This window comes from Vibrio sp. Y29_XK_CS5 (genome assembly GCF_024181835.1).
GTDB classification, from domain to species: Bacteria; Pseudomonadota; Gammaproteobacteria; order Enterobacterales; family Vibrionaceae; genus Vibrio; species Vibrio harveyi.
The window spans coordinates 1750614-1767791 of the sequence record NZ_JAMZAM010000001.1; the positions used below are offsets into that span (position 1 = coordinate 1750614).

Here is a 17178-nt window from a genome sequence, read left to right on the forward strand (position 1 = left end):
CTTAAGGCTGGTTAGCTTTCTTCCACTGCAAAGGGGTGATGCCATTCGCGCGTTTAAAGGCACGCACAAACTGAGTGGCATCAGCGTATCCCAAGTGCACAGCAATATCTCCAACGGCACTGTTTCTTTGAATCAAAACGCGTTTGGCAAAGGTAAAGTTGAGCGCCTCTTTTACCTCTCGAAAACTGGTGCCTTCTTGCTTCAAACTGCGCTGTACCGTGCGCTTTGAAATGCCTATTAACTCGCTAAACACGTCCAAAGACATATCAACTCGCCCTACATACGCCGACAAAGCTTGCTCAACATAGTAAGCAAAAGGCTTGTCTTCCGCGCGCACATTTATGCTATCGATCTCTTCTAAAGCGGGATACTCCAACGCTAAATATTCTTGACCAAGAAACTGCGGAATATCGTTTCTGATTTGGAGCTCAGTTAAGGGCTGGCCTTGCGGGTGAAGCAGATAGTAAGCGTTCGGCTCTTGCAGATTTGGGTACCAAGCTTTCATATACGCATGAAGATAAACCGTCAGAAACAACTCGGCTTCTATTTGATCAAAGGCACTAGCATCAGCTTCTACACGAGTGACATGAGCTGACGTTTCAACATTCAAGGCTCTTAGCCCTAAGCTCGTTATGACGTTTTCCGGCGTGGCTTGATTGAACTTCAAATTAATACTCGCGTGCTTCGCGATACGTTGTAATGAAGAGACAAATACCGTTGCACCTAAGTGCTGTCTCAACCCAGATAACAACCGAGAAAAAGCATGGAAAGGAATGAACTCAGCCGTTGAAGTGTCTAGCGCAAATGGCATGTCCGCTTGCTCTTGCAGTTGCGCCAGTGCTGTAGGCTCCAGAACTAACTGACCAAGAAAATCATACACGATTGTTTTTCTAATCAATGGGATGGAATAACTCACACCTTCTCCTAGGTTCAACACGTCTCTTTTCATTACACGACTTCTGACGTTACTTGACTGGCTTTTCAAAAGATAGGACACGTGGCGCAAAATGCACATTTTCATATTCCTAACTGGCTAAGATAACCACATCGCTTGAGTGAAGTTAAGGCAAAAATTTGAGCCATAGATCGTATTTCACATCAAGTTTCCGTTATCGCTTAGAGATTGGCAGCAAGAACGTGAGTTTTGACTAATATTCAATTAGTTGAATTAAACCGTTAACGACAAAAGCCATCTCTAAACGCTAGATGCACCCATCAAAATAAACGGACTTACACTCACTATTGAGAGGTTACTATGATCAAGAAAATGTCATTGGCAGCAATCACTATCGCCGTATCAATAGGCTCCGCTTACGCCAGCGTAGAAAGCAAAACGTGGCCAGCCTCAGACAAAGCGAAAGCCTTTGTTCAAGACACCATTGTGATTGGCATGCTAGCAAGCCCTTATGGTGCTGGTTGGACAGATGATCAACAACTTCTCGATTACTTCCAATTAGCACGCGATAACGGCATTACTGGTCATGAATACACAATTACTGCGGCTGACCATAACTTTGATGACTTCATCTTCCACCATCACAAGCACCGTGCTGCCATGGCGAAAGAACCAGACAATTTTATTGTTGCCCATTCCAACCAAGACATTGAGAAAGCGCACGTAGAAGGCAAAACCGCCGTTCTTTGGAATAGCCAAACTGCCACCATTTTGGAAGAAGACGTGACTCGTATGGCGCTGCTTAAAGACATGGGTTTGAAAAGCATGATCTTAGCGTACAACGATATTTTTCGTACTGGTTCAGGTCAATTAGCCGCCTACAATGGTCGCGATATTGGCTTAACGCCTTGGGGCCAATCGGTGATTGATGAGATGGTGAAATACCGCGTAATTCTGGACTTGAGCCATACCGGTTCCAAGACCGCCAATGATGCGATGGATTACATGGAAAAGAATCATGCTGGAACGCCATTTATCTACTCTCACTCAGTCCCTGCGGGTTTGTATAAGAGTGAACCCGATGCAACACCAAAAGGCTGTTACCGTGCAATCCCTGATGATGAAGCAATTCGTGCTGCGAAGTCAGGCGGTTATGTATCTCCAACCTTTACTGAGTGGATGATGGATGGTGTATGGCCAGAGGACATTTCGCCAAAGCAAGCGGCGGATATGATTGACTACTATGTGAAATTGGTTGGCGTTGACCATGTTGGTATCGCAACCGATGACATGTTCTCAACAAAAGGCGTGGTCGATTTTGCGGTGAAAAATGCCAAGATGTATGACGATGGCGGCTACATGATTGACGCCTTCAACAAGGGCGCAACAGGCAACGGTGAGCTATCCAAGATCTTAGCTGCAATTACTGATGACTTATGGGCACGAGGCTATAGCAACGAAGACTTGGCGAAGATTTACGGCGGTAACAAGATGCGAGTATACGCCCAAGTTTCCGAAGGCGTTGACCCAAAAGCGTTCCAAGAGCAGTATTCAAAACGCTTGGAAATGCTGACGAAAATGCGCCACGAGCATATGGGTAAATAAACTCAGACCAAAACGCAAAAAGGCACCAATCGGTGCCTTTTGTTTTAGTTAGTCAGTGTACTTACAGTTCGTGCTCAGTACGTGCGATGATGTCGTCTTGCGCATCTGGTGATAGCGCGGTGAAGAAGGCTGAGTAGCCTGCAACTCGCACAACAAGATCACGATATTGTTCAGGGTTCTTCTTCGCAGCTAGCAAGGTCTCGCGAGAGACGATGTTGTACTGCACGTGCCAGCCTTTGTGGTGGTTGAAGAAGGTGCGAATCAACATAGAGAGCTTGAGCTTATCCCCTTCAGACTCAACCGCTGCCGGGCTTAACTTCTGGTTAAGCAGCACGCCACCAAGGATCTTATTCGCTTGGATCTTACCGACCGAGTTGTATACCGCTGTTGGACCTAAACGGTCTGAGCCAGATGACGGGCTTGCACCTTCAGCTAACGGCGTTTTCGCTTTACGACCGTCTGGCGTTGCCATGGTTGAAGCACCGAATGGGACGTTTGCCGAGATACTTGAAGTACCTGCGTAGTAACCGCCGCCAATTGGACCACGCCCATGACGCGTATTAACAAACTGCTCTAGCTCATCAATGTACACTTGGTACGCGTCTGCCAGTAGTTGGTCTACCGCATCATCATCGTTACCGTATTTTGGTGCAAAGTTGATAAGACGTTGGCGAAGCTGCTCGTTCTCCATGCCGTCGAAATCTTCTGCTAGTGCTTTTGCCAGCTCTGGCTGAGTGATTTGTGCGTCATCGAAAACAAGGTGTTTGATTGCTGCTAGGCTGTTACCCAAGTTTGCGATACCGACTTGCAAGCCAGATACCCAGTCGTATTTCGCGCCGCCTTCTTTCACAGTTTTACCACGAGCTAAACAGTCATCCACCAGCGTTGAACAGAAGATGTCTTGTGCTTGCTGTTCAAGTACGCTGTCGACTACCGTATCAATCTCAATCGATTTACGGGTGTAGTAGCGGATTTGCTCTGCCCAAGACGTCGTCACTTGCTCAAAGCTCTCAAAGTTACCTTTTGCTAATGACTTATCGTGTGGCAAGAAAGCTTTACCCGTTGTTGCATCCACACCTTCGTTCAATGAAGCGAGCAGGATACGAGCAAAGTTAATGAAGCTCATGCCCGTACAACGGTAACCCCATTTGCCCGGAACCGCCGTCTCGATACAGCCGATAGATGCGTAGTTGTAAGCGTCCTCTTTCTCTACGCCAAGCTTGATGAATTCAGGAATGACAATCTCGTCGTTGTTGAACGCTGGCATGCCGAAGCCGCATTTAATCACTTCGATACAGCCCATTAAGAACTCTTGGTTCAAACCTTCGTGGTAACGCACACTCAAGTTAGGTTGCGTCGAACGTAACTGACCACAAGATTCCAGAATCGCCCAAGAAAGTGGATTCACTGCGTCTTCAGGCTCACCCTTTTCATTCAACTTCTGACCGCCGATACACACGTTTTGATACAACGGAGAACCTGCGGAAGCTTTTGAGTGCGCGCCAGAGCGAATCTTGTTTACTTCAAGCAGCTTCAACCAGCAGCTTTGCAGCAACTCTAATGCGAAGTCTTTTTCAATCGCGCCGTTTTCGATATCGCGAACATAAAATTCGTTTAGGAATTGGTCCATACGACCGAAAGAAACCGAGTGACCGTTCGATTCGATTTGTAGCATCAACTGAACAAAGTAGCTCAATTGCAGTGCTTGCCAGAAGTTTTCTGGCGCGTGGCTCGCGACATGACGACAGTTTGCCGCAATACTTTCTAACTCAGCTTTGCGCAGCGGGCGTGTCTCTTCTAACGCCATTTTTGCCGCCAATTCAGCGTAGCTCACCATGTGCTCTTGAATCGCAAGCAGTACGATTTCGACCGACTTGTAGAACTGCTCTTTCTTCAAGCCTCCAAAGGTCGAAACATCATTGTTAGCACGGTGCTGACGAACATCCTCTAGCAAGCCGTTCATGCCTAGCTTCAAGATTTTTTCGTTATCCACCGCAAGGTGCGCGTCTCCCGAAGTCATGTTGCCTTCGGCTTTAATGATGGTGCTGGCTAAGATTTCTTGCTGCTCATCAGTGAACAAGCCATAACAACGGTCTTGAACGGTTTTACCGCGCCAGTACGGTGTGATGCTGTGAATGCTTTGCTTATCTTCTTCAGTGACCGCAAAGCCTGCACCAGGGCGGTCGGCTAGCTCATCAATTTCCGCTTCAATCCAACGTACAGTGTATTCTGGGAAAATAGGCGCAGCGCGTACTTTGCTCGCTTGGTTACCAACGATTAACTCATCATGCTTAATCCAAATCGTACGAGTGCGTAAGTGCTCTTGCAGTGCTAGCGCACGTTGGACAATTACAGGTTTGTCTTCGTTCGCTTGATAAGCACGAGTGTATGCCTCTGCACGCTCGGTACAGACAGGTGGCGTTACGATATTTACCAGTGCCGATTTGTGCGCTTTGATACGCTCAGGAAGGTAATTCAGGTCCATAGTTAACCTCTTACAATCACGTTAAGTTGGGTGTTTTCGCTTGCGTATTGCATGGCGCTTTCTAGCAGTTCTGGTTTGTTTAATGGCTTGTCAGAACACTCGTAAGGCATATCGAGCAAACGGTATTTATTGATGCCGAGCGTGTGGTACGGCAACAAGTGAAGTTCTTGGCAGCTTTCTAGTGAAGCCGCAAAATCGATGATGTCTTTCAACTCTTCGATGGTGTCATTGAACCCCGGCACAACGGGAACGCGAATCACAATGCGTTTCGCGATAGGTGCCAGTTTTCGGAAATTGTCTTTGATGCGTTTTAGTGAACCTTTCGCCCAGCTAAGAAACTTTTCTTCGTCGGTATGTTTTAAATCCGCCAACCAGCAATCAATATGCGGCGCGGCTTTTTCGACGTTCTTCCACGGCACATGCATGCACGATTCAATGGCGGTAGAGACTTGGTTGTCATGCAGACGCTGCGCGAGTTCTGCCACCAAATCTGCTTGCATGAGTGGCTCACCACCGGAGAAGGTCACACCACCTTGGCTTTGGTCGTAGAAAGGTTTGTCTTTCATCAAGGTGTCGAACAACATGTCTGATTTCGCCTCTTCACCGCAGACAGTCAGTGCTTGCGTAGGACAGACGTCTCGCAGCGCGATCAGTTGGTCTTCTTTGATGGCTTTGCGATTGATGATGATCTGGTTGTCGATGCGTTGAATACCATCGCTCACCGTTTCACTACCCGCAGTAGATTGAGTTGTAGCTTGATAAGCAGAAACGCACAGCTGGCAATCTTCCATGCAACTTCGCTGATCAAATAAGAGTGAATGCTTTTCGTTGCGGCTTTCTGGGTTTTGACACCAAGGGCAAGACAAGCTGCATCCTTTAAGAAAAAGAATGGAACGAATGCCATCGCCATCATGGGTAGAGAATCGTTGGATATTGAAATACATCTCTGCTTGCCTCTTGGTCTGTGCTACCGCTGTGTACTTAATCCGTTTCTTGCTGGTTAAGTCTTATCAGCGGCTTTTCTTTGTTCGAACTGAAAGCTTCATTTGAGCGTTTACAAGTTTCACTTAACTTTCATTTAATGAAATTATTATAGTTTCAAATGAAATTTCAATTGATCAAAATTAAGATCTCGTTCGATTGTCAGATCTATAGTGATCCCATCATCAAAACGAAGATTTTGTTTAAGGTAGAAACCATGATTGAACTTTATTTAGATACTGCTGATGTGGCAGAAGTAAAACGCTTTAACCAGTGCCTACCGCTAAAAGGCGTGACGACAAACCCAAGCATTTTGGCAAAGTCAAAACAGGGACTGAATGAAACCCTAGCAGGCATGCAAGAAGCACTTGGCGGTACACCTCGCTTTCATGCTCAAGTCGTGAGTTCAACCGTCGAAGGCATGCTGGCAGAAGCGCGCCAACTGAATGAATTGCCCTACGATATGGTGGTAAAAGTACCAGCAACAGAAACGGGCTTAGCCGCAATTAAGCTAATGAAAAAAGAGGGAATTCAGGTTCTTGCTACCGCTATCTATTCAGCTCAACAAGGCTTCCTTGCAGCACTGTGCGGTGCAGACTACCTAGCACCTTACGTAAACCGCATTGATGCGATGAACGGCAACGGTGTTGAAGTGGTCGCGGATCTTCAATTACTGCTCGACCAAAACCAACTATCAGCGAAGATTTTGGCAGCCAGCTTTAAGAATACTCAACAAGCGATGGAAGTGATGAAACTGGGCATCGAAGCCATTACATTGCCAACCGATGTGGCAGCGCAAATGTTCGCTCACCCAGCAGTAAAACCTGCGGTTGAACAGTTCGATAAAGACTGGAAAGAGGCGTTCGGCGATAAACTTTCATTTGAAAGCTAATTAAAAGTAGCAGCTAGACTTCTTAGTTAACAATAAAGGGAATCTTAACTCACCCTGTGCGCCGGTGAGTTTGAGATTCCCTTTTGTATTTCATATAAAGAGGTGATGTTTACAGCAGTTCTCTGTTGGTCAGTGACCAAAGGTACACGCGCTTGAGTAAACTGATTTTGAACCTCTTACGAATACCTCGTTTGGAATTGCGGAGTCGGTTTGGTATCGCAATGGCTTTCATCTCGGCTTTCATTTCTTTTCTATCCAACAACACAGTAGACCTCCGATGCAGTAAGCCAGCAGATCTTTCCAATCAAATGTGGCACCCAAAATTACAGCCAGAGGCGATGAAGATTCGATACCAAGCCAAGCTGCGACCTGAAGCAATTGCCCCAACTCGACGGCAAACGCAATCAACACCACCAGTGAAACCAGCCAGTTAACGGGCATGGAGAACAAGCTTGCAAGAAAGTAGTAGAGCCAAACCACAACCAGAACATCACCAAATGTCGGGCGAATAAAGCTGTCTCGAACATAGAGCGCAATAACGACCAATGTGATAAAACACACCAAGCTTTTCAGTCCATTTTTTGCAGAAAATCGCAGGCGGATAGCGGACGTCTCTTCCACCATATCGCTTAGCTGCCCAGTGAGAGTTTCTCGCTTAAACGTCTTCATGATTCGCCTTTGCACTTTCTTCTGCTTTCTTATTTCGTGCGTACCAGTCGATGTTGCGTGTAATGACCATAGTGAAGCTCAAAATCGCGAAACACAGTAATGTCCCCATGACCAATGCGTAGCTCTCTGCTTGTAGCAAGCCAAACAGTAATCCGTAGAGAGTAAGTAAACACGCTCCAAATATCGCGCCGTGTTTGGTGTTGCTCAACATACCGCTCACGTACACACTTAAAAGCCCGGTCGATGCAACTGCCGACACCACATATGCCCAGTTAAAGCCGAGGTGTTCACTCATCGAAATCAGCAACAGATAGAAAAGCGCTAAAGCCAGACCAATAAAACCGTATTGTACTGGGTGAACCGGACGCGCCTGGAACAGCTCCAGCAAGAAGAAACTCGCAAATACTAATGTGATAACCAACAGTGAATAGTTCACAGCTCGGTGAGATTTCAAATAGTGGTCCACGGGATCAATCAAATCTACGCCCATTTGTCGCTGTTCAAGCTCGTGACAAGCGTGATTCGATGACAAACAGCTTTGGAACAGCTGCGCGATATTGGTTGAGAAGTTGTTGCTCGCCCATTGCGCGTTAAATCCATCTTCAGATACTTCTGACGACACCGGTAAGTAATCACCAATAAAGCTTGGATGTGCCCAAGTTGAAGAGAGTTCAACCGTTGTTTGACTGCCGATTGGTGTGACTTGAAGCTGACCCATACCTTGCAGCAAGAAGTTAAGATCGAATGCCAAAGGTTGTTCTGCGTTTAGGTCTGCAAGTGTCAGATCACTGTGGAAGCCTTGTGGTAACTGATTTAACCCCGTTCCCGGTGCGACTTCGATGTCAGCACTCGCCATGGTCATGTCATCCAAACGAATCAATCCACGGCTGTCTTCAATGCCAACCACTAGGCTCATGTTTTCAATATCAAGCCCCTGCAACGCCGCGAGATCGTCTGCATCAAAAGCGCCTTTCAGTGCCACTTGTGCTTTGTATAAACGCGCGCGGTAAATGCCTCGGTACTTTTCAAAACTGTCCAGATTCGCGCTCATATCAAAAGTGCTGGGTAAAAGAAATTTACGACGCTCTTTAATCTGTACTTTGTCATCTCGGTAACTGGTTTCGGTGTAGTTAACCATGATGAATGGACCAATGATGCGCTGTTCGCCGCTGCTGCTGCGTGCGATGTCGTTTCTGACTTCATCTTGGCGATATGAGCGTTCTGAGATCAGCCCTGTGACCATTGAAAGCGGGATTTGCAGTAAGACAAACAAAAACAGTACGAAGGCGAACTTCGTACCGAGTTGGTTATTGAGGATCTTTTTCATATTTCATTCTCCATTTGCTGATGGAAGTAATCTAAATCAGCAATTTGGAGAACGAATGGAGCTAATGTGGAGTTTCTATGGAGTTGGTAAAATCAAGGTCACTTTCACACCAGAATCGACGTTTTCGACTTGCAACTTACCTTTGTGCAGCTTGGTCACTTGCTCAACAAAATTTAGCCCAAGCCCAGTACTCTTAACGCCATTTTCCCGAGCGAGGGAGTAGAAGCGCTCCGTCAAACGAGGCATTGCATAGTCGGGAATGTGAGGACCTGAATTGAAAATCGACAAGCACACTTTCTCTTTCGCGACCTCAGCTTTCCATTCAATGCATCCCTCCGAATCAACAAAATCCAGCGCATTGTCCATCAAGTTAAAAACGGCTTGTTTCAGCAAGAAGGCATCACCAAACACGGAGAGATGGTCATCAATTTGGATTTTGGCAGTGACCGACTTAGCACTCAAACGCGCATCCGCCGATTCAACCACTTCATTGACCATTTGTTTTAGCGAGATAGCTTCGACTTGTTCTAGTTCAGGGCGCTTTTCAAGACGAGCAAGTTCTAGCAACTTATCAATCAATGACTGCATGCGGTCGCTTTCTCGCTCAATGTTGCCAGCAAAGCGCGTGACCTTTTCTTCAGGCAATGGCATTTGCAATATTTCACTCGCGCCTTTAATCGCTGATAACGGGCTTTTCAGCTCATGAGTCAGCGTCTGTACGTACTCTTCCACATATTGTTTACCATCGAGCTGATTGCGCATTTTCTCCAATGCGTCGCTTAGCGTGCCGTACTCATAAAAGATACGAAATGTCGGCTTAGAGACCTTTTCACCCTCACCCATTTTGGTCGCGTAGTCTTCTAGCTTGTTCAATGCCGAGTGAATTCGCCAAGCAAACAATGCCCCTGCCAATAGCACTAAACCACTCATCCACACCATCCAAAACAGCACATTGCGTTTAGACAGATCGATGAAGGGTTGTACTGAGCGATTGGATTTTGCCACCGTCACGCTGCCAATAATTTCGCCTTTGTGATAAATGGGCGCAGCAACGTGCATAACGGTTGAGAGCGGATCTTTCGGGTCTTCGATGGTACTGCGCGCGCCGTATTGACCACGCAACGTGAGATAAACATCGTTCCATTGCGAGTAGTCTTTGCCTACGTCTTGCTGCCAAGAATCCGCAATCACAATCCCTTGTTTATCTGTGATGTAAATTCGATGGTTAATCGCTTTTTTGCCAATTTCCCAAATGCGCGCTTGGGGTTCTCGCTGCCCATAAGCCGCTAGTAGTTTGGAGAAGCGACTCTCAGACAACTTTCCGTTTGCAACGTCCTCTTCTGCCAATACCGCGAGCAAGTTCGCCATATCCACCAGCGTCTCTTCGGTGGTTTGACGCACGGTTGGCTTAAGTTCTTGGACGACAGTTTTGCTCACCATGTAAGCCGTCATTCCGACTAAGATGAAGTAGAGAAAAAACAGTCTGAGTCCAAGTGGGATCTTCGGCCAACGATTCATCATTCACCTTTAATGCAGTAAAAGTAACCAAAGCCACGTTTGGTACAGATGCGTTCAGACATCTCAAACGGCTTCAACTTATGGCGAATCGCTTTGATATGGGTATCGATATTACGCTCATATGCAGCCTCTGGCGCCATGTCTGCCGCGATCATAAGTTGCTCTCGACTCAATACATTGGAAGAGACGGAAATCAGCTTATCGAGGATCTTAAATTCCACCGCTGTTAGCCCAAGCATTTGTCCACCGACACCATAATCAAAGTTCTGCGCAACCAAATCGTGACTAAATTGAGATTGCTCTATGGTTAATGTTGGTTCTGGTTTATGTTCCACCATCGGTGCTTTGGATTTGATTCGTAACTTGATGCGCGCCAACATTTCACGCGGACTAAATGGCTTAGTCACGTAATCATCCGCGCCAATCTCCAAGCCCACTACACGGTCAATTTCATCGCTTCTTGCGGTGAGAAAGATAATTGGAATATCAGAAAACTCACGGATAGCTTTGCAAAGCTCAAAGCCGTTGCCGTCTGGCAAGCCAACATCCAATACAAGCAAAGCCGCGGTATTGTGCTGCAAAAAAGCGAAACCTTCTCCTGCCGTTGCAAACCACTCTACGTGGTAGCCATCCATCTCCAATACATGAATCAAGTTGTCGGCAATAGCAGATTCATCCTCGATAATGACAACGGTTGATTGGTCACTCAATGTCTAAACCTCATTGACTATATTTATCTTAATGTCGTTGTTGCGTGTCTACTTTGATGTAAAGGCTATCGAATTGATACAACAAAGGCAAAATCCGTGAACAATATTAATCAAACTCGAATTCATTCAGCGAATTGAACTTATCACTGATACTGATGACTCACTACAATTGCGAATACAATGATTTCAACTATTGATATGAACAGTGTTCATTTTACACTCAACCATATCAATTCGATTTTGTTTAAAGGACAGTAACTGATGAAAAGAGCGCTAATCCCCCTAGCAGTACTCACTTTGCTCTCTGGTTGCGCCAGCATGTCTCCAGATGAGTGTAAGACAGCAGACTGGTATAGAGTAGGCTACAAAGATGGGCAGGAAGGTAACAATCCGAGCATCATTAACAGCTACGCTGAAGACTGTGGTGAAGCGGGTGTCACTCCAGATCGAGAACAGTGGAAAGAAGGCTTTGATAAAGGCACGATTCTTTACTGTTCACCAGACAATGGCTATACCGTCGGTATTGAAGGTAAAGAATATTATGGTGTGTGTAGCAATAAACAGTTCATTGAAAACTATCAGTTAGGCCATCAAGAGTACCAACGCCAACAGCGTATCCAAGAGATCGATAATGAAATTTCTATCATCGATAATCAACTGGATAACAACCCAGATAAAGACAACGCTAAACGCTTAAAAGAGAAGAGAAAGCGATTGGCTGACGAACGTTCAAACCTCTTGTCGCCAACCATCAATTTCAATTTGAACTTCTAATTTCAACTCACTATCAATCAATGACCCTAGCTCAGTTCTAGGGTCATAAATTGACTATTTGGATCGAGTTCGTAATCACCAAACGGATCGCAATACACAAAGCCATGCTTTTCATACAACAGGCGCGCAGGTTTAAAAAATTCCATCGAGCCAGTTTCTAAACTTAAGCGCTGCAAACCTTTTTGCTTCGCTTGCTCAATTACATGAATCAATAATTGAGACGCCACACCTTGGTTTCTTGCCGCTGGCGTGGTGCGCATGGATTTAAGCTCAGCATGTTGATCATCCAACTCTTTAATCGCTGCACACCCAAGCAGTTGCTCATCCTTCCATCCGGTCCAAAATGTTACTTCTGGCGCTTTGAGCTTAGCTAAATCTAACGCATGCACACTCTCTGGCGGCGATGTGGCATACATGTCTTGTAGATGTTCTTCTAGTAATGCGATTACGGCTGTTCTTTCTAAATTGTCGACTTCAATTTTCACATATCGTCCTTGAGAGTTCGTGGTTATTCATTCAGTTGCATCAAATTTATTGCAAAATTTAGTAGGTACAATCTATTGCTTTGTTCTTCTTTACAATTCCTGTCGCATGATGTGCTGAGGTCCAACTGGTCCACCATGATAAAGCTCATTAGTATCTTCAAAACCCGCCTTTAGGTAACACTGATAGGCGGGGACGTTGCGACAATTAACCGTTAGGTAGAGAAATTCAAATGTTGGATAGTGCAACTTAACAAAGTCCCTAAACAAACCAATGGCTTGCTTCGCAATACCTTTGCCTTGATGGCGACGATCCACCAGTAATGAGCGAACACCTAAACTTCTTTGAGGGCAAAAGTCATAATCTTCACTGTACGCAGCATCAAATAAAAAGAACCCGACCACACGATCATCTTCAAGGATCAAATGAGGCAGCTCTGTCGGTTTAAGACTTTCCAATCGCTGACCAATATTCTCAACCGTAAACTGAGCTTGATCTTCCAAGACTTGCAGCTCAATGGTTTGCGCGTGTCGACATGGCGTATACTTTTCAATAGTAATCATGGTCATCCTTGTTGAATTTACGTTCGATTTATACAGGGTATGTCGTAAATGGAAATACCTACGGTCGCAATTCCCACTCGCTGGCAAACGTTTCACACATTATGATCCTCACCAATTGTTAGTGAGGTTGCCATGTTCCGTTTTTTGCTTTGTAGTTTTTCCCTTGTATTACTCTATCCTACCGCGATTGATCTTTACCTTGTAGGTTTGCCTCAAATTGCCGCGGATTTAAACGCCAGTGAATCACAGTTACACATTGCGTTCTCTATCTACCTTGCCGGTATGGCAACGACTATGTTGTTTGCAGGAAAGATCGCCGACTCCATTGGTCGAAAACCTGTTGCTATGGTTGGCGCTGCGATCTTCATTGCAGCATCACTACTTGGTAGCATGGCTGAGCAGTCCGAGGCGTTTTTAATTGCTCGATTTACCCAAGGTATTGGAGCTGGCTCTTGCTATGTGGTTGCTTTTGCCATTCTTCGCGACACGTTGGATGACAAACGTCGCGCGAAGGTACTATCTATGCTCAACGGCATTACCTGCATCATTCCTGTCATCGCCCCCGTTGTTGGCCATCTCATTATGCTCAAATTCCCTTGGCCAAGCCTGTTCACCACAATGGCAGGCATGGGTGTGGTGGTTTGTTTGCTTTCAACCTTGGTGCTCAAAGAATCAAAACCTAACGTAATACCACAACAAAGCGCCGCTTCAGCTTCTAACCAAGAAACCTTCTGTGAGCGCTTTTTTATTAGCCGACTCATCATTACTGCCATTGGCGTGACCACCATTCTTACCTACGTGAATGTCTCTCCAATGCTGGTGATGGGCGAACTTGGTTTTGATCGTGGTGGCTATTCTTCTGTCATGGCAGGCACGGCACTCGTCAGTATGCTCACCTCTTTTTCTGCGCCATTGGCTTTGTCTTATTTTAAACAACGTACACTGATGCTGACGTCGCAAACCGTGCTTGTCAGTGCTGCGATGGTGATTGGTTTTGCGCATCTAGACCAATGGGGAATCCCATTTTACTTATTCGGATTTGGGCTGATTTGCGCTGGCTTCTCGATTGGCTTTGGCGTGGCCATGAGTCAAGCGCTCAGCCCATTCTCTCAACGTGCAGGTGTAGCAAGCTCATTGCTGGGCATCGCTCAAGTGTGTTGCTCTGCGATCTACATCTGGTTCATGGGATTGATTGGCGTTAATGCGCTGAATATGTTGGTGTTTATCTTAGCAATAGGTGGCGTAATCAGCTTGGCTCTAATACTATTTATTCCTAAGCCTGCTCATGAAAGCCACTATGAAGAAATCACTAGTCCGTCTTGATCTCAACTTATTGTTCACTCTGCAATTGCTGCTGCAAGAGCAGAGTGTTTCCAAAGCGTCGAAGAAATTAAACGTTACGCCGTCAACGGTAAGTAAATCGCTCAATAAGCTTCGTGACTGGTTTGATGATCCTCTGTTTGTCAAAACACCGAAAGGATTAGCGCCGACTCCGTTAGCACAAAGCATGGAGCAAGATCTGGCAGAATGGCTACAAATTGGCAGCCAAATTGCGGAGAAACGCAGCGATATAGCACCAAAAGGCGTACGCTTTGATCTGACCATTGAATCCCCGTTAGTGCTGACGATTCTTGATGAGCTTCTTATCGCAATCCACCAACGTTACCCGGATGCTAAAGTCAAAACCAGCAACTGGGATTATGATTCACTCGATGCGATTGTGCGTGGAGAAGCAGACATCGGCTTTACCGGAAGAGAGAGCCATCCCCGCTCAAAAGAGTCACTCGACCTGCTTCCTTACTTCCTCGATTTTGAAGTGCTGTTCTCAGACCTACCTATGGTGTACCTGCACAAAGATCACCCTGCTTTGAAGCAGGAATGGAATCTTGAGACCTTTTTGAGCTATCAACACATCAATATTGTTTGGGAAAAGAGTGAAACATGGGCATTGGATGAAGTATTGAGTGAACTGGGCTTACAGCGCTCAATTGGCTTAACCATGTCGAGCTTTGAGCAGTCTCTATTTATGGCCGCACAGCCACACCACAATATGCTGACCACCGCACCGCAATACTGTGAAAGTTACACCAAGAAGCTACATCCAGATTTGATGTGCCTACCCATTCCATTGGAACAAACTCAACAAGATAAACTGCTGATCCCGTTCACCATGATTTGGCACAAACGTAATGCGTACAACCCAAAACTGGTGTGGTTACGAAATACCATTAAGTCACTTTATGGTTGTTCCAGTGACATCGATAAATAGCAAAAAGGGCGATATTCTCGCCCCTTTTTCTTCTAATGTTGTGATTAGCTAAAAAACTCAATGATCTGCTCAACAGCTTGATCAACGTATTCGTCTTCGTCATAGAGCCCAATGTGATTCGCACCTTCAATTCTAATCAATTGTTTAGGCTGCGAAGCCGCATCAAACATTTGCTCACTTTCGTATGCGGAATCCGCTTCTGTACCGACAATCATCAGCAGTGGTGTCGGTGTCAGGTTTGCAGCAATATCCAACGCAGAAAAGTTAGCCAACGTCTCATAAGACCAAGGCAAAAACTTGCTTTCGTATAAGCCTTTTGCTCCGCGCTCTGTCATGTAGTACTGGTAGAACTCTCTAAACAGACGTGGCATTTCCTCACTGTCTTCAGTTGGTGCATGAGGCAGAAAATCAATCTGCCCAGTAGCAAGATAACGTTCTCTCGCTTCATTACCTTTAAGCAGTAAATCTAACAAACCCTCTCGACCAATTACGTTGTGATAAAAACCTCGGTGGTCAAAGTAAGCACTCACCGTCGCAAGTGATTTTACGCGTCTATCTGTCGCAACGGCGTGAGCTAAATACCCGCCGCCAGAACAAACACCTAACCCATGGATTTGCTCGTTGTTCACATACGTTAAAGAACGTAAATAAGTGACCCCATTGCGGCAATCTTCCGCTTTACTGTATGGGTTCTCATGAAATCTTGGTGCACCTTCACTCGCGCCAAAACTGGCATGGTCAAACGTTAATACCACAAATCCCTTAGCAGCAATTTTCTCGGCGTAGATTCTTACCGTCTGCTCTTTCACACCCGCCTGTGGCGCTGCAATCAAAACCGCGGGTAAAGGATTCTCCACTACGGATGGACGATGAATTTCCGCTGCAAGTCGGTTGCCATTGCTGAAAAATGAAGCCTCATATCTTGTTACTGTCACTCGATTCACTCTCTATGGTTAACGGTTTTTTAGACGATAGAGACGAGCATTCACAAACATTTGTACTCTGCTCCTCTCTTTTAAACCAGTATAAGGAGCGCTATTATTCAGATATATATAGGCATTATGAAAACACTGTTAGGTTTACATGAACAATCTATCTTGGCGAGGTATTCGAGCGTTTATTTATGTGGCGGAATGTGGAAGCTTTACCTCCGCAGCCGAAGCGATGGGCGCATCAAAGGCAAACGTGAGTCAGCTCGTGAGTGAATTAGAGTCCTCGCTAGGTGTCCAATTGCTTTATAGAACCACACGTCAGCTTCGCCTTACTGAAATTGGCGATGGCTACTTTCGCAAGTGCAAAGAAGCAATGCTACAACTGGATGCCGCCGCAGAGTGGGCACAGCAAACCACCAGCGAAATTAAGGGTCGGATCCACATGAATTCTGTCGGAGGGCCGATTGGCGAAGAGCTCATTGCACCATTGGTGATGAGTTTTCAATCCGCCTACCCGAACGTAGAAGTAGAGCTCGATTTCTCAAAACATCGCGTTGATCTCATTGAAGATAGCTACGACTTAGTCCTCCGAGTCGGCGAAATGCCAGACTCCACTCTCATCGCGCGCCGACTCACCACACTTCGCACGCACTATGTCGCAAGTCCAGATTTTCTGGAACGACACCCGAACATCCTCGTCCCAGAGGATCTTAAAGCCTTGCCTTTGATTCATGGCAGTGTTGATCATTGGATCATGAAGAATCATAAAGAGCAGCGCGTTATCAACGTAGGGCAAGGTATTAAAGCGGCTACTGGCAGGACCATGCGGCATGCGGCGCTTTCTGGACTAGGGGTAACGCGACTAACCGATGTGTACTGCCATGCTGATTTGGCATCCGGAAGACTTATCGAGGTGCTCCCGGAATGGTCAGAAAAAACCTTACTTTCGCTCGTCTGTCCGCCAGTCAAATATCAACTACCAAGAGTCAAAATGCTTATGGACTGGATAAGCGACCGATTCGAAGAACACTATAAACAGTTCAGAATTGAGGGCGAACATTCAAGCTAAGCTCGG

General features: G+C 46.0%; 16 protein-coding genes. 6 read left to right on the forward strand and 10 right to left on the reverse strand.

The window, feature by feature from the left end:
- Position 1: 1 nt before the first annotated feature.
- Complete coding sequence (locus NL647_RS07835; RefSeq protein ID WP_253649950.1) at positions 2-916, reverse strand: AraC family transcriptional regulator; 915 nt, start codon at positions 914-916, stop codon at positions 2-4.
- Positions 917-1255: 339 nt separating this feature from the next.
- On the opposite strand from NL647_RS07835, the gene NL647_RS07840 reads away from it, so the two are divergent.
- A complete protein-coding gene (locus NL647_RS07840) occupies positions 1256-2500 on the forward strand; it encodes a dipeptidase (protein WP_253649951.1) in 1245 nt (414 codons plus the stop codon).
- A gap of 61 nt (positions 2501-2561) precedes the next feature.
- Here NL647_RS07840 and NL647_RS07845 read toward each other — a convergent pair whose 3' ends face one another.
- Positions 2562-4985, reverse strand: a complete 2424-nt coding sequence (locus NL647_RS07845) for a formate C-acetyltransferase/glycerol dehydratase family glycyl radical enzyme (RefSeq protein WP_253649952.1) — start codon at positions 4983-4985, stop codon at positions 2562-2564.
- A gap of 2 nt (positions 4986-4987) precedes the next feature.
- Entirely contained in the window at positions 4988-5929 is a 942-nt protein-coding gene (locus NL647_RS07850; RefSeq protein WP_045387086.1) for a glycyl-radical enzyme activating protein, read from the reverse strand.
- Between the two features lie 254 nt (positions 5930-6183).
- On the opposite strand from NL647_RS07850, the gene NL647_RS07855 reads away from it, so the two are divergent.
- Positions 6184-6858, forward strand: coding sequence for a fructose-6-phosphate aldolase (locus NL647_RS07855; RefSeq protein WP_253649953.1), 675 nt, complete (start codon positions 6184-6186; stop codon positions 6856-6858).
- A gap of 240 nt (positions 6859-7098) precedes the next feature.
- Here NL647_RS07855 and NL647_RS07860 read toward each other — a convergent pair whose 3' ends face one another.
- From NL647_RS07860 to NL647_RS07875, 4 genes are all read right to left on the reverse strand, one after another.
- Entirely contained in the window at positions 7099-7527 is a 429-nt protein-coding gene (locus NL647_RS07860; protein ID WP_253649954.1) for a DUF2809 domain-containing protein, read from the reverse strand.
- A complete protein-coding gene (gene creD, locus NL647_RS07865; protein ID WP_253649955.1) occupies positions 7514-8854 on the reverse strand; it encodes a cell envelope integrity protein CreD in 1341 nt (446 codons plus the stop codon). Before creD ends, NL647_RS07860 begins: the two co-directional genes overlap by 14 nt.
- Before the next feature lie 75 nt (positions 8855-8929).
- Positions 8930-10372, reverse strand: a complete 1443-nt coding sequence (gene creC, locus NL647_RS07870) for a two-component system sensor histidine kinase CreC (protein ID WP_253650113.1) — start codon at positions 10370-10372, stop codon at positions 8930-8932.
- Positions 10372-11082: a response regulator gene (locus NL647_RS07875; protein ID WP_017189660.1), complete on the reverse strand. Its 711-nt coding sequence runs from the start codon at positions 11080-11082 to the stop codon at positions 10372-10374. The genes creC and NL647_RS07875 overlap by 1 nt, the downstream gene beginning before the upstream one ends.
- Before the next feature lie 261 nt (positions 11083-11343).
- Between NL647_RS07875 and NL647_RS07880 the strand changes: the two genes are divergently transcribed.
- Positions 11344-11856 (forward strand): DUF2799 domain-containing protein, encoded by a 513-nt coding sequence (locus NL647_RS07880; protein WP_009697974.1) that lies wholly within the window; start codon positions 11344-11346, stop codon positions 11854-11856.
- A gap of 26 nt (positions 11857-11882) precedes the next feature.
- On the opposite strand, the gene NL647_RS07885 is transcribed toward NL647_RS07880, so the two are convergent.
- Both NL647_RS07885 and NL647_RS07890 read right to left on the reverse strand, forming a co-directional pair.
- Positions 11883-12341 (reverse strand): GNAT family N-acetyltransferase, encoded by a 459-nt coding sequence (locus NL647_RS07885; RefSeq protein ID WP_009697975.1) that lies wholly within the window; start codon positions 12339-12341, stop codon positions 11883-11885.
- 90 nt (positions 12342-12431) lie between these two features.
- Complete coding sequence (locus NL647_RS07890; RefSeq protein ID WP_026138289.1) at positions 12432-12902, reverse strand: GNAT family N-acetyltransferase; 471 nt, start codon at positions 12900-12902, stop codon at positions 12432-12434.
- Positions 12903-13034: 132 nt separating this feature from the next.
- Between NL647_RS07890 and NL647_RS07895 the strand changes: the two genes are divergently transcribed.
- Together NL647_RS07895 and yidZ are read left to right on the forward strand one after the other, a co-directional pair.
- A complete protein-coding gene (locus tag NL647_RS07895; RefSeq protein WP_009697977.1) occupies positions 13035-14225 on the forward strand; it encodes an MFS transporter in 1191 nt (396 codons plus the stop codon).
- Entirely contained in the window at positions 14200-15171 is a 972-nt protein-coding gene (yidZ, locus tag NL647_RS07900; RefSeq protein WP_253649956.1) for an HTH-type transcriptional regulator YidZ, read from the forward strand. The genes NL647_RS07895 and yidZ overlap by 26 nt, the downstream gene beginning before the upstream one ends.
- A 44-nt stretch (positions 15172-15215) precedes the next feature.
- On the opposite strand, the gene NL647_RS07905 is transcribed toward yidZ, so the two are convergent.
- Positions 15216-16106 carry an alpha/beta hydrolase gene (locus NL647_RS07905; protein WP_005453194.1) on the reverse strand — a complete coding sequence of 297 codons (891 nt, stop codon included), beginning with the start codon at positions 16104-16106 and terminating at the stop codon, positions 15216-15218.
- 148 nt (positions 16107-16254) lie between these two features.
- Between NL647_RS07905 and NL647_RS07910 the strand changes: the two genes are divergently transcribed.
- A complete protein-coding gene (locus tag NL647_RS07910; protein WP_050933958.1) occupies positions 16255-17172 on the forward strand; it encodes a LysR family transcriptional regulator in 918 nt (305 codons plus the stop codon).
- Positions 17173-17178: the final 6 nt, after the last annotated feature.

What these genes read in the sequence shown, in the direction of transcription:
- creC (WP_253650113.1), bottom strand. Translation starts at nt 10,372, where the DNA reads ATGAATCGTTGGCCGAAGATCCCACTTGGACTCAGACTGTTTTTTCTC.
- NL647_RS07860 (WP_253649954.1), bottom strand. Translation starts at nt 7,527, where the DNA reads ATGAAGACGTTTAAGCGAGAAACTCTCACTGGGCAGCTAAGCGATATG.
- NL647_RS07845 (WP_253649952.1), bottom strand. Translation starts at nt 4,985, where the DNA reads ATGGACCTGAATTACCTTCCTGAGCGTATCAAAGCGCACAAATCGGCA.
- NL647_RS07840 (WP_253649951.1), top strand. Translation starts at nt 1,256, where the DNA reads ATGATCAAGAAAATGTCATTGGCAGCAATCACTATCGCCGTATCAATA.
- NL647_RS07855 (WP_253649953.1), top strand. Translation starts at nt 6,184, where the DNA reads ATGATTGAACTTTATTTAGATACTGCTGATGTGGCAGAAGTAAAACGC.
- yidZ (WP_253649956.1), top strand. Translation starts at nt 14,200, where the DNA reads ATGAAGAAATCACTAGTCCGTCTTGATCTCAACTTATTGTTCACTCTG.
- NL647_RS07880 (WP_009697974.1), top strand. Translation starts at nt 11,344, where the DNA reads ATGAAAAGAGCGCTAATCCCCCTAGCAGTACTCACTTTGCTCTCTGGT.
- NL647_RS07895 (WP_009697977.1), top strand. Translation starts at nt 13,035, where the DNA reads ATGTTCCGTTTTTTGCTTTGTAGTTTTTCCCTTGTATTACTCTATCCT.
- creD (WP_253649955.1), bottom strand. Translation starts at nt 8,854, where the DNA reads ATGAAAAAGATCCTCAATAACCAACTCGGTACGAAGTTCGCCTTCGTA.
- NL647_RS07910 (WP_050933958.1), top strand. Translation starts at nt 16,255, where the DNA reads ATGAACAATCTATCTTGGCGAGGTATTCGAGCGTTTATTTATGTGGCG.
- NL647_RS07890 (WP_026138289.1), bottom strand. Translation starts at nt 12,902, where the DNA reads ATGATTACTATTGAAAAGTATACGCCATGTCGACACGCGCAAACCATT.
- NL647_RS07850 (WP_045387086.1), bottom strand. Translation starts at nt 5,929, where the DNA reads ATGTATTTCAATATCCAACGATTCTCTACCCATGATGGCGATGGCATT.